General features: G+C 74.4%; 11 protein-coding genes. 1 reads left to right on the top strand and 10 read right to left on the bottom strand.

Annotation, left to right across the window (positions count from 1 at the left end; translation table 11 throughout):
- Positions 1-4 precede the first annotated feature (4 nt).
- A complete protein-coding gene (locus tag EF903_RS00635) occupies positions 5-1465 on the bottom strand; it encodes an RsmB/NOP family class I SAM-dependent RNA methyltransferase (RefSeq protein ID WP_125540622.1) in 1461 nt (486 codons plus the stop codon).
- Positions 1466-1721: 256 nt separating this feature from the next.
- Positions 1722-2651 carry a methionyl-tRNA formyltransferase gene (fmt, locus tag EF903_RS00630; RefSeq protein WP_125540621.1) on the bottom strand — a complete coding sequence of 310 codons (930 nt, stop codon included), beginning with the start codon at positions 2649-2651 and terminating at the stop codon, positions 1722-1724.
- Positions 2652-2997: 346 nt separating this feature from the next.
- Between fmt and EF903_RS00625 the strand changes: the two genes are divergently transcribed.
- Positions 2998-3516, top strand: coding sequence for a hypothetical protein (locus EF903_RS00625; protein WP_125540620.1), 519 nt, complete (start codon positions 2998-3000; stop codon positions 3514-3516).
- A gap of 128 nt (positions 3517-3644) precedes the next feature.
- On the opposite strand, the gene EF903_RS00620 is transcribed toward EF903_RS00625, so the two are convergent.
- From EF903_RS00620 to EF903_RS00585, 8 genes are all read right to left on the bottom strand, one after another.
- Positions 3645-5777, bottom strand: a complete 2133-nt coding sequence (locus EF903_RS00620) for a primosomal protein N' (RefSeq protein ID WP_125540619.1) — start codon at positions 5775-5777, stop codon at positions 3645-3647.
- A 124-nt stretch (positions 5778-5901) separates the two neighbouring features.
- Complete coding sequence (gene metK, locus EF903_RS00615; RefSeq protein WP_125540618.1) at positions 5902-7110, bottom strand: methionine adenosyltransferase; 1209 nt, start codon at positions 7108-7110, stop codon at positions 5902-5904.
- Between the two features lie 196 nt (positions 7111-7306).
- Positions 7307-8506, bottom strand: a complete 1200-nt coding sequence (coaBC, locus tag EF903_RS00610; RefSeq protein WP_125540617.1) for a bifunctional phosphopantothenoylcysteine decarboxylase/phosphopantothenate--cysteine ligase CoaBC — start codon at positions 8504-8506, stop codon at positions 7307-7309.
- Positions 8507-8631: 125 nt separating this feature from the next.
- Entirely contained in the window at positions 8632-8904 is a 273-nt protein-coding gene (gene rpoZ / locus EF903_RS00605; protein ID WP_114056739.1) for a DNA-directed RNA polymerase subunit omega, read from the bottom strand.
- 62 nt (positions 8905-8966) lie between these two features.
- Positions 8967-9530 (bottom strand): guanylate kinase, encoded by a 564-nt coding sequence (gene gmk, locus EF903_RS00600; RefSeq protein WP_125540616.1) that lies wholly within the window; start codon positions 9528-9530, stop codon positions 8967-8969.
- 61 nt (positions 9531-9591) lie between these two features.
- Positions 9592-9915 carry an integration host factor gene (locus EF903_RS00595; RefSeq protein WP_008740406.1) on the bottom strand — a complete coding sequence of 108 codons (324 nt, stop codon included), beginning with the start codon at positions 9913-9915 and terminating at the stop codon, positions 9592-9594.
- Between the two features lie 276 nt (positions 9916-10191).
- Complete coding sequence (pyrF, locus tag EF903_RS00590) at positions 10192-11028, bottom strand: orotidine-5'-phosphate decarboxylase (protein ID WP_125540615.1); 837 nt, start codon at positions 11026-11028, stop codon at positions 10192-10194.
- A complete protein-coding gene (locus EF903_RS00585) occupies positions 11025-12134 on the bottom strand; it encodes a quinone-dependent dihydroorotate dehydrogenase (RefSeq protein ID WP_125540614.1) in 1110 nt (369 codons plus the stop codon). The genes pyrF and EF903_RS00585 overlap by 4 nt, the downstream gene beginning before the upstream one ends.
- Positions 12135-12145 lie beyond the last annotated feature (11 nt).

The following is a 12145-nucleotide window of genomic DNA, read 5'->3' as shown; positions in this document are numbered from 1 at the left end:
CCCCCTACCCCACCCTCCGCAGCAGTGCCAGGTACATCGCGTCCGTGCCGTGCAGGTGCGGCCACAGTTGGATGTCCGGGCCGTCGCCCAGCGCCGGGACGCCCGGGAGGTAGGGGCGGGCGTCGATCAGTTCGGCGGCAACGGGCTCCGCGGCGGCGCCTCGGCCCTTCAGGACGTCGTCGACGACGACGCGGGTTTCCGCCAGGTGGGGCGAGCAGGTCGCGTAGCCGACCACGCCGCCGACGCGGACCGCGGCCAGGGCCTCCCGGAGCAGTGCGCGCTGGAGCGGGGCGAAGCCCTCGATGTCCTGCGGGCGGCGGCGCCAGCGTGCTTCGGGGCGGCGGCGCAGGGCGCCGAGCCCGGAGCAGGGGACGTCCATCAGGACGCGGTCGAAGGAGCCGGGGAGCCATGCGGGGCGGGTGCCGTCGGCGGTGATGACCTGGTAGGGGCCGGGGTTGCCGTGGAGGGCGCGTTCGACGAGCCGGGCGCGGTGCGGCTGCTTCTCGGAAGCCAGCAGGAAGGCGCCGCGCTCGGCGGCGAGGGCGCCGAGCAGGGCGGCCTTGCCACCCGGGCCCGCGCAGCCGTCGAGCCAGCGCTCGTCGCGGCCTTCGACGGGGGCGGAGGCGAGGGCCACGGCCACGAGCTGGCTGCCCTCGTCCTGGACTCCGGCGCGCCCCTCGCGCACCGCGTCCAGCGCGCCGGGCTCGCCGCCCTCGGCCATCCGCACGGCGTACGGGGACCATCGCCCGGGCAGGGCGGCGTCCTCGCCGACGGCGGCGACGAGTTCCTGCGTCGTCGACCGGCCGGGCCGGGCGACGAGGGTGACCTCGGGACGCTCGTTGTCGGCCTCCAGCAGGTCCTCGATGCCGGCGCGCCCGCCGCCGAGGGCGTCCCACAGGGCGCTGACGACCCAGCGGGGGTGCGAGTGGCGGACGGCGAGGTGTTCCTCGGCGTCCACCTCGTACGGCGGGGCGACGCGCTCCAGCCAGGCGTCCAGGTCGTGCGCGGCGATCTTGCGCAGGACCGCGTTGACGAACTTGGCGCGACCGTCGCCCAGGACGACGCGGGCGAGTTCGACGCTCGCCGAGACGGCGGCGTGGGTGGGGATGCGGGTGCCGAGGAGCTGGTGGGCCCCGAGGGAGAGCACGTCGAGGACGGGCGGGTCGACCTCGCGCAGCGGGCGGTCGATGCAGGCGCTGATGACGGCGTCGTACGTGCCCTGGCGGCGGAGGGTGCCGTAGACGAGCTCGGTGGCCAGGGCGGCGTCGCGGGAGTCGAAGTCGCCGTTCTCGCGGGCCTTGCGCAGCAGCGGCGGCAGGACGAGGTTCGCGTACGCGTCGCGCTCGTCCACGGCCCTCAGCGCCTCGAAGGCGAGGATCCGGACCGGGTCCTTCTTGGGCCGGCGGTACGGCTTGGGCTGCTTGCCGCCGGGGGCGGCGGGACGGCGGCGGGGCTGTTCGCTCACGTGGAAGGTGCTCCGGATGTATGGGCGTGCGTACGGAAACTTGCTGGGGGACGAACGAGGTCGATCGGGCCGAAAGGGGCCGGACCGGCCGGCTTCTGCCAGCCTACGTCGGCCTCGGCGGCCCGGCCGCGCGGCCCGGCACGGGGCCGCGCGGGCCGGCCCGGCCCGGGCCGCGGGGAGGCACGGGCAGCGGGGAGGCACGGGCAGCGGGGAAGGACAGGCAGCGGGGCGGGGCGGGCCGGTCCGCCCCGCGGGCCTAGCCCAGCCGCTCCCCGGCCGCGATGCGGACGCCGCGCGCCCAGTCGGCGGCGCGCATCGGCTTCTTGCCCTGCGGCTGCACCCACAGGAGTTCGGCCGCGTGGGAGCCGGTGCCGACGTACACGTTGTTCTTGGCGGCGGCGAGTTCGCCCGGGGCGAGGTCGGTGCGGTCGGGCAGCAGGCCGAGGGAGATGACCTTGAGCCGTTCCCCGCGGAACAGCGTCCAGGCGCCGGGGGCGGGAGTACAGCCGCGGACGACGCGGTCGGCGCGCATCGCGGGGGCCGACCAGTCGACGCGGGCGTCCTCGACGGTGATCTTGGGGGCGTGGGAGACGCCGTCGGCGGCCTGGGCGACGGCGCGCAGGGTGCCGTCCTCGATGCCGTCCATGGTGGCGGCGAGCAGCCCGGCGCCGGCGAAGGCGAGGCGGGTCAGGAGGTCGCCGCTGGTGTCGGTGGGGCGGATCTCCTCGGTCAGGACGCCGAAGACGGGGCCGGTGTCGAGGCCCTCCTCGATGCGGAAGGTGGAGGCGCCGGTGACCTGGTCCCCGGCCAGGATGGAGTGCTGGACGGGGGCTGCGCCGCGCCAGGCGGGCAGCAGGGAGAAGTGCAGGTTGACCCAGCCGTGGCGGGGGATGTCGAGGGCGCTCTTGGGCAGGAGGGCGCCGTAGGCGACGACGGGGCAGCAGTCGGGGGCGATCTCGCGGAGCCGGGCCTGGAAGTCGGGGTCGCGGGGGCGGGCCGGCTTGAGGACCTCGATGCCGGCTTCCTCGGCGCGTTCGGCGACCGGGCTGGCGACGAGGCGGCGGCCGCGGCCGGCCGGGGCGTCGGGCCGGGTGACGACGGCGGCGACCTCGTGGCGCCCGGAGGCGATCAGGGCGTCCAGGGCGGGGACGGCGACCTCGGGGGTGCCGGCGAAGACGAGCTTCACTGGGGTCCTACCTCGATATCTCGGCTGTCAGCAGCGCACCAGTCTATGGGTCGGGGGCGCTCCGGGCCTGCGCCGGGCCCGCTCCGGGCCTGCGCCGGGCCTGTGCCGGGCCTGTGCCGGGCCTGCGCCGCGTGCTGCCGCACGGTCGTCTCGCGGGCCCCATCAGCCCCACCAGGGGGCGGACCGCACATGCGCGCGCCTCTCGCATATGCCGACACGCCCCCGAGGCGTGACTTCCTCGACCGGTGGCGCGTTGGTCAAGAGAGATTGACCGAAACCGGGCCGCGTTCAGAACGGTGTCTGCGGCCCGATCCGCTCTTCAGCACCGGTTTCGAGAGGCTTCTTCATGGCCGACCACGCCACCCACGACGCCCAAGCACGGGCCAGCCTGCATCTCCTGGTCCGGGACATCGAGCGGGTCCGCCGGCAGGTGGATGCTCTGCGTACGCTCACCGCCCAGCTCGGCAACGTGTACCGCCCGCGCCGCTCCGGTCCTTCGACGGGCTTCGTCGTCTACGGCCGGGCCCCGGCGCCGACCGTCCGCCTCGCCCAGGAGCTGCGGGACAGCGTCGAGACGCTGGTGACCGCCGCCGTGGACTTCGACCGCTCGCTCGGCTTCTCGTGGGACGCGGTCGGCTCGGCCCTCGGCGTCACCAAGCAGGCCGTGCACCGGCGGTACGGGGCCCGTCGCGCGCAGGCCGCGGAAGCGGCGGAGCCGCTGGCCGAGGGGACGGCGACGCGGACCCTCAACCCGCTGCCGACGGTCCCGGCGGCGCGCTCGGTGCCCCCGCAGCCGGTGCGCGAGGAGTCGCAGGCCGCGGCGGGTGCCCGGCCGGCCGCGTTCCCCGGGCCGCGGAACGGCTGACCGCCCGTCCGGCCGCCGGGACGCCGACCCCCGTCGGCCGGCCGGGCCGCCAGGCCCCGGCCGTGCACACCCCCGGTGGGGCGACTTCCCGGTCGTCCCACCGGGGGTTTTCTGCGCCCCGGGCCCGCTCAGCCGATGTCCGGCGGGTCGATCCGCACCCGGATCGCGTCGCCGGCGGGGACCCCGCGGGCGAGGCGGGCGGCCTGCGCGGCCTTGAGGGCGGCGGCCAGGGCGGCCCCGCTGCCGGGCGGGACGCGGATCAGGACCCGCTCCCCCGGGGAGGGGGCGCCGCGCCGCCCGGGCAGCGGTACGGGGCCCAGCACCTCGGCGTCGGGCGGGAGTTCGGCGGTGTCGAGAAAGGCCTCCAGGGCTTCGCCGCGGCCGGCCACGGCAGCCATCCGGGAGACCGGGGGGAAGCCGAGCTGGGCCCGTTCGGCGAGCTCCCGCGCGGCGTGCCCGGCGGGATCCCAGCGGACGAGGGCCTGGACGGGGCGCAGCGTCGGCTCGGCCACGACGACGACCTGCCCGTCGGCCCGTACGAGGGAGGCGGCGGCGATCCAGCGGCGCAGGGCGTCCTCCCCGGCGCGGAGGTCGGGGCGGGTCAGCATGGCCCAGCCGTCGAGGAGAAGCGCGGCGGCGTACCCGGCTCCGGCGGCGACGGGTTCGGCGCCGGGGGTGGAGACGACGAGGGCGGGCCGGTCGGGGACCTCGTCGAGGACGTGGTCCCGGCCGGAGGTGCGGACGGGGACGGCGGGGAAAGCCCGGCCGAGTTCCTCGGCGGTGCGGCGGGCGCCGACGACTTGGGCGCGCAGCCGGAAGGAGCCGCACTCCTCGCAGTGCCAGGCGGTTTCGGGGCGGCCGCACCAGCCGCACTGGAGGTCGCGGGCGTCGGGCGCCTCCAGCGGGCCGGCGCAGGCCCGGCAGCGGGCGGGGGTGCGGCAGCGTTCGCAGGCCAGGCGGGGGGCGTAGCCGCGGCGGGGCACCTGGACGAGGACGGGCCCGGTCTTGAGGCCGTAGCGGACGGTCTCCCAGGCGAGGCTGGGCAGGCGGGCGGCGCGGGCGGCCTCGTCGCGGGCGAGGAGTTCGTCCCCGACGGTGCGGATGCGGGGGGCGCAGGCGCGGACGGTCTCGCGGTCGGCGGCCAGCGGGCGCGCCCAGCCGGATGCGACGAGCTGGGCGGCTTCCACGGTGCAGCCGGTGCCGCCGGCGAGGAACCCGCAGCTCTCGCTGACGGAGCGCAGTTCGAGGACTTCCCGGACGTGCGGGAACGGGGCGCGGTCGTCGCTGTGGCTGGAGTCCCCGTCGTCCCAGACGGCGACGAGACCGAGGTCGCGTACGGGCGCGAACATGGCGGCCCGGGTGCCGATGACGGCGCGTACGGAGCCGCGGTGGACGGCGAGCCACTGCCGGTAGCGCTTCTCCGGCCCGGATTCGGCGGTGAGGGTGGCGTGCCGTCCTTCGCCGAGGAGGGCGGTGAGGGCCGTGTCGACGCGGGAGGCGGTGCGGCCGTCGGGCAGGACGGCGAGCGCGCCGCGGCCGGAGGCGAGGGTGGCGGCGATGGCGCGGGCGAGTTCGTCGGCCCAGCCGGGTCCGGGAAGGGCGGTCCAGACGGCGCGGGGGGCGCCGCCCGCGGCGAGGGAGCGCAGGAAGGCGGGTCCGGCGGCGTAGCGGGTCCAGCCTCCGGGGTCGGGCGGGGGCGGCGGCGGCAGCGGTGCCGGCGAGGGCTTGGCTTCGGCGCGGGCGTTGCGCGGGGGCAGGGCGAGCTGGAGGACGTCGGCGAGGCTGCCGGCGTAGCGGTCGGCGACGGCGCGGGCGAGGGAGAGCAGGGCGGGGGTGAGGACGACCTCGGGCGAGACGACGTGGGCGAGGGCGGCGAGGGCGCCGTGGTAGTCGGTGTCGGCGCGGCGCTCGACGATGAACCCGTCGATGAGGCGGCCGCCCTCGCGGCGGCCGCCGTGGACGTGGTGGGAGCCCGCGCCGAAGCGGACGCGGACGCGGACGCCCGGCCGGGCCGCCTCGGAGAGCTCTTCGGGGACGGCGTAGTCCCACAGCTGGTCGAGGTGGAGGACGCCCTTGTTGACGAGGACGCGGGCGACGGGGAGGTCCTTGGCGAGGGCGGCGCCGCGCCAGGTGCGCGGTTTGGCCTTGGGCGCCTTGGCCTTCGCCTCGGCGACCATCTCCCGGATGAGGGCGAGCTGCTCGGGCGGGCCGCCGGGACTGCCGTCCCCGGGCCGCTGTCGGGACTCGTTCTCGCTGCTCACACCGCATTCTTACCAAAGCGCGCCGACAGCGGCGGACGCCGCCGGTCCCGCCTGGCGGGGGCGGGGACGCGGCAGGGCCCCGGACCTCGCGGTCCGGGGCCCTGCCGTGGGCTGCCGAGCGGTCCTACAGGCCGGCGGCGGCGCGCAGGGCGTCGACGCGGTCGGTGCGCTCCCAGGTGAAGTCCGGCAGCTCGCGGCCGAAGTGGCCGTAGGCGGCGGTCTGGGCGTAGATCGGGCGGAGCAGGTCGAGGTCGCGGATGATCGCGGCCGGGCGGAGGTCGAAGACCTCGGTGATGGCGTCCTCGATCTTCGCGGTGTCGATCTTGGCGGTGCCGAAGGTCTCGACGAACAGGCCGACGGGCTCGGCCTTGCCGATCGCGTACGCGACCTGGACCTCGCAGCGGGAGGCGAGGCCCGCCGCGACGACGTTCTTGGCGACCCAGCGCATCGCGTAGGCGGCGGAGCGGTCGACCTTCGACGGGTCCTTGCCGGAGAAGGCGCCGCCGCCGTGGCGGGCCATGCCGCCGTACGTGTCGATGATGATCTTGCGGCCGGTGAGGCCGGCGTCGCCCATCGGGCCGCCGATCTCGAAGCGGCCGGTGGGGTTCACCAGGAGGCGGTAGCCGTCGGTGTCGAGCTTGATGCCGTCCTCGACGAGCTCCTTCAGGACGTGCTCGACGACGAACTCGCGGATGTCGGGCGCGAGCAGCGAGTCGAGGTCGATGTCGGAGGCGTGCTGCGAGGAGACGACGACCGTGTCGAGGCGGACGGCCTTGTCGCCGTCGTACTCGATGGTGACCTGGGTCTTGCCGTCGGGGCGCAGGTAGGGGATGGTCCCGTTCTTGCGGACCTCGGACAGGCGGCGGGAGAGCCGGTGCGCGAGGTGGATCGGCAGCGGCATGAGCTCGGGCGTCTCGTCGCACGCGTAGCCGAACATCAGGCCCTGGTCGCCGGCGCCCTGCTTGTCGAGCTCGTCCTCGTCGCCCTCGACGCGCTTCTCGTAGGCGGTGTCGACGCCCTGCGCGATGTCCGGGGACTGCGCGCCGATGGACACCGACACGCCGCAGGAGGCGCCGTCGAAGCCCTTCTTCGAGGAGTCGTAGCCGATCTCGAGGATCTTGTCGCGGACGAGCTGCGCGATCGGCGCGTACGCCTTCGTCGTCACCTCGCCGGCGATGTGGACGAGACCGGTGGTGATGAGCGTCTCCACGGCCACGCGCGAGGTCGGGTCTTCGGTGAGGAGCGCGTCGAGGATCGTGTCGCTGATCTGGTCAGCGATCTTGTCGGGGTGGCCCTCGGTCACGGACTCCGAGGTGAACAGGCGGCGGGACACATCGCTCCCTGGGGTTGCAGCGGCTGCTGGCTGATCGTTTGGCGGAACGATACCGGGGGCTGCGCCCGGACGCGTTCCGAATGCAGTTTATCGGTCGCCACCGGCCGCAGGACCACCCGTCTCGCCCTCTGGAAGCCTTGTGACCTGCGACACCCCGTTCCGGCCCACGGTGCGGGAGGAGGCGGGCGGGCGCGTTTCAGGCGAGTCGCGCGGCGACCTGGTCCCATACGGCGTCCGCGAGGGCTTCCTTCGGACCGTAGGGGATGGGCAGTTCGGCCCCATCGGAGGCGAGGATCACCGCTTCGTTCTCCTCCGATCCGAAGGTCTTGTTCTCTCCGACCTCGTTGACGACGAGGAGGTCGCAGCCCTTGCGGCGGAGCTTGGCGCGCCCGTTGGCGAGCACGTCGTCGGTCTCGGCCGCGAAGCCGACGACGACCTGTCCCGCGCGGGCGCGGTCGGCGGAGACCTCGGCGAGGACGTCGGGGTTGCGGACGAGTGCGACGGGGGCCGGTTCCCGCCCCTCCTGCTTCTTGATCTTGCCGGTGGCGTACTCGGCCGGCCGGAAGTCGGCCACGGCCGCGGCCATCACCACGACGTCGGCGTCGGCGGCCGCCTTCAGGACCGCTTCGCGCAGCTGGACGGCGGTGCCGACCCGCACGACGTCCGCACCGGCCGGGTCCGGCAGCGCCGTGTTGGCGGCGACGAGCGTCACCCGGGCGCCGCGCGCGACGGCGGTGCGGGCCAGGGCGTAGCCCTGCTTGCCGGAGGAGCGGTTGCCGAGGAAGCGGACGGGGTCGAGGGGCTCGCGGGTGCCGCCGGCGCTGATCACGACGTGGCGCCCGGCGAGGTCGGCGGCGGTGCCGCGGGCGAGGACGGCCCGGCAGACCTCGAAGATCTCCTCGGGGTCGGGCAGCCGACCCTTGCCGGTGTCCTTGCCGGTCAGGCGGCCGACGGCGGGCTCGATGACGACGGCGCCGCGGCGGCGCAGGGTGGCGACGTTCTCCCGGGTCGCCGGGTGCTCCCACATCTCGGTGTGCATCGCGGGGGCGAAGACCACGGGACAGCGGGCGGTCAGGAGGGTGTTGGTGAGCAGGTCGTCGGCGAGGCCGTGGGCGGCCTTGGCCAGCATGTCGGCGGTGGCGGGGGCGACGACGACGAGGTCGGCGGCCTGGCCGATGCGCACGTGGGGCACCTCGTGGACGGTCTCCCACACCTCGGTGCCCGCCGGGTGCCCGGAGAGGGCGGCCCAGGTGGCCTCGCCCACGAAGTTCAGGGCCGAGGCGGTGGGCACCACGCGCACGTCGTGCCCGGACTCCGTCAGCCGCCGCAGCAGCTCGCACGCCTTGTAGGCGGCGATGCCGCCGCTGACTCCGAGCACGACCTTCGGATTGCCCACCACACTCGCCCTTCCGGCTGCTGTCACCGGCCGCGGCGTCCCCGGCCGCGGCCCACCTGCCTATGACACACCACAGGCCCGGCAGTCGTGCTGCCGGGCCTGTGGCGCAAGGATTCCTCGGTGCCCTACTGGACCGGGGCCTCGATGGCCTCGGAGGTCAGCAGGCCCGCGTTGATCTCGCGCAGCGCGATCGAAAGCGGCTTCTCGTGGACGTGGGTGTCCACCAGGGGGCCGACGTACTCGAGCAGGCCCTCACCGAGCTGCGAGTAGTACGCGTTGATCTGACGCGCGCGCTTGGCCGCGTAGATCACGAGGCTGTACTTCGAGTCCGTGGCCTCGAGCAGCTCGTCGATCGGCGGGTTGATGATGCCCTCGGGCGCAGTGATGGAAGAGGACACGCTCTACCTTCCGAAGATGGATGAAAGTTCAGACGCCCACCGGTGCGCACACCGGTCGACGATCACACAACGTCCATCAAGGCTAGCAGCTCACGCGCCACGTCCTCGACGGAGGTGTTGACCAGGGTGGTGTCGAACTCGGACTCGGCGGCCAGCTCGACCCGGGCCGCCGCCAGGCGGCGCTCGATGACCTCGGGGGACTCGGTGCCCCGGCCGGTGAGCCGGCGGACCAGCTCCTCCCAGCTCGGCGGCGCCAGGAAGACCAGCTGGGCCTCCGGCATCGACTCCCGCACCAGGCGGGCGCCCTGGAGGTCGATCTCCAGGAGGACGGGCTCGCCGTTCTCCAGGCGCTCGACCACCGCGCCGCGCGGGGTGCCGTAGCGGTTGCCCGCGAACTCGGCCCACTCCAGCAGCTCGCCGTTGGCGATCAGCTTGTCGAACTCGTCGTCGCCGACGAAGAAGTAGTGGACTCCGTGTCGCTCACCGGGCCGCGGCTTGCGGGTGGTGGCCGACACCGAGAGCCACACCTCGGGGTGGACCTTGCGCATATGCGCGACGACCGTGCTCTTGCCGACCCCTGAGGGGCCGGAGAGCACGGTCAGCCGCGGACGAACCTCTGCTGCCATAGAGCGATTATCCAGGTTCCCGGGACTGCCTGGGAACGCCGGAGCCACTCCGGGCGGCACGTCAGCCGGCAGGGGTGCCGAACTCACGCTCCAGCGAGGCGATCTGGTTGGAGCCGAGACCTCGGACACGCCGGGACTCGGAGATGCCGAGGCGCTCCATGATCTGCTTGGCGCGGACCTTGCCCACGCCGGGCAGGGACTCCAGCAGGGCGGAGACCTTCATCTTGCCGATGACGTCGTTCTCCTGGCCCGTCTTGATGACCTCTTGGAGCGAGGCGCCGGAGTGCTTGAGTCGATTCTTCACCTCGGCCCGCTCCCGGCGAGCCGCGGCGGCCTTTTCGAGCGCGGCTGCGCGCTGTTCAGGGGTAAGGGGCGGAAGAGCCACGCCTACGTCACCTCGGATGTCGAACTGTCGGATACGGACCGGTGGGAGCCCATGGGACGCCACACCAGGCGAATGCCCGAACAGCGGTGGAACTGGTTCGCTGCTCGTTCACTCTGGTCGGAGACTAGCGGCCAAGGCCGCTCCAGTCAGCGAGAACGGACGAAAAGTCCTGGTCAGCCTCCACTGAACCGTACATCACGGACAAACCGCCCCGGATTTGTCCGGCGAAAGACGTTCGATTCCCGTCAGATTTCGTCGGACCGTACGACGTACGGGTCAGCCGGAGACGGCCTTGCGGATCTCCTCGGCGAACTGCTCCGCCGCCCCGCGCAGCGCCGCGGCGTCCGGTCCGTGCCGCAGGACACCGCGCGAGACGTTCGGCACGACGTTGCGCACGGCCGCGCCGAAGACGCGGGGCAGGTCGGCGGCGGTCGCGCCCTGCGCCCCGATGCCGGGGGCGAGCAGCGGGCCGTTGATGTCCAGGTCGAAGGAGGACAGGTCGCCGAGGGTGGCGCCCACGACCGCCCCGAAGGAGCCCAGGGGCGACTCCCCGGCGTTCTCCGCGGCAAGGTGGGCCAGCATGGTCGCGCCGATGGTCCGCCCGTCCTCGCGGACCGCCCGCTGGACCTCCGCGCCCTCGGGGTTGGAGGTGAGGGCGAGGACGAACAGGCCGGCGCCGGAGGTGCGGGCCAGCTCGACCGCGGGGGCGAGCGAGCCGTAGCCCAGGTACGGGGACACGGTCAGGGCGTCGGAGAACAGCGGGGCGTCCGGGTGGAGGAAGGTCTCGGCGTAGGCGGCCATGGTGGAGCCGATGTCGCCGCGCTTGGCGTCCATGACCACGAGGGCGCCGGCGGCGCGGGCGTCGGCGACGGTCCGCTCCAGGACCGCCACGCCGCGGGAGCCGAAGCGCTCGAAGAAGGCGGCCTGCGGCTTGAAGACGGCGACCGTGTCGGCGAGGGCCTCGACGACCGTGCGCGAGAAGCGCTCCAGGCCGGCGACGTCGTCGTCCAGGCCCCAGGAGGCCAGCAGGGAGGCGTGCGGGTCGATGCCGACGCAGAGCGGGCCGCGCTCGTCCATGGCGGAGCGCAGGCGGGTGCCGAAGGAGGGAGTCACTGGGCGGCCTTTCGGGTCTCGGCGCCGACGGCCTCGGCGAGGGTGGCGTACGGGCTGGCGGCGAGGCGGGCGGCCAGGCCCTTGTGGATGGCGCGGGCGTAGAGCGGGCCCTCGTAGATGAACGCGCTGTACCCCTGGACGAGGGTGGCGCCGGCCAGGATGCGCTGCCAGGCGTCCTCGGCGTTCTCGATGCCCCCGACGCCGACGAGGACCAGGCGGTCGCCCACGCGGGCGTACAGGCGGCGCAGGACCTCCAGGGAGCGCTGTTTGACGGGGGCGCCGGAGAGGCCGCCGGTCTCCTGGACGAGGGCGGGGTCGGACTTCAGGCCGAGGCCCTCGCGGGCGATGGTGGTGTTGGTGGCGATGATGCCGTCGAGGCCGAGCTCCAGGGCGAGGTCGGCGACGGCGTCGACGTCCTCGTCGGCGAGGTCGGGTGCGATCTTCACCAGCAGCGGGACGCGGCGGTCGGGGACGCTGCGGTCGGCGGCCTCGCGGACGGCGGCGAGCAGGGGGCGCAGGGACTCGGTGGCCTGGAGGTTGCGCAGGCCAGGGGTGTTCGGGGAGGAGACGTTGACGACGAGGTAGTCGGCGTGCCGGGCGAGGCGCTCGGTGGAGGCCACGTAGTCCGCGACGGCCTCCTCCTCGGGCACGACCTTGGTCTTGCCGATGTTGACGCCGACGACCGTCTTGAAGACCGCCTTGCGGGCCGCCAGGCGGGCCGCCACGGCCTCGGAGCCGTCGTTGTTGAATCCCATGCGGTTGATCAGCGCGCGGTCCGGGACGAGGCGGAAGAGCCGCTTCCTGGGGTTGCCGGGCTGGGCCTGGGCGGTGACGGTGCCGATCTCGACGTGGTCGAAGCCGAGCATGGCCATGCCGTCGATGGCGACGGCGTTCTTGTCGAAGCCGGCCGCGAGGCCGAAGGGGCCGTGCATGCGCAGGCCGAGGGCCTCGGTGCGCAGCTCCTTGTGGCGGGGGGCCAGGGCGGCGGCCGCGAAGGTCCGCACGACCGGGGTTCGGGCGGCGAGGCGGATCCAGCGGAAGGCCATGTGGTGGGCGGCCTCGGGGTCCATCCGCTTGAAGACCAGGTTGAAGAAGAGCTTGTACATGCTTCGGGAGT

This window comes from Streptomyces sp. WAC05292 (assembly GCF_003949955.1).
Lineage (GTDB): Bacteria > Actinomycetota > Actinomycetes > Streptomycetales > Streptomycetaceae > Streptomyces > Streptomyces globosus.
This window is presented reverse-complemented; position numbering and strand designations above follow the sequence as displayed.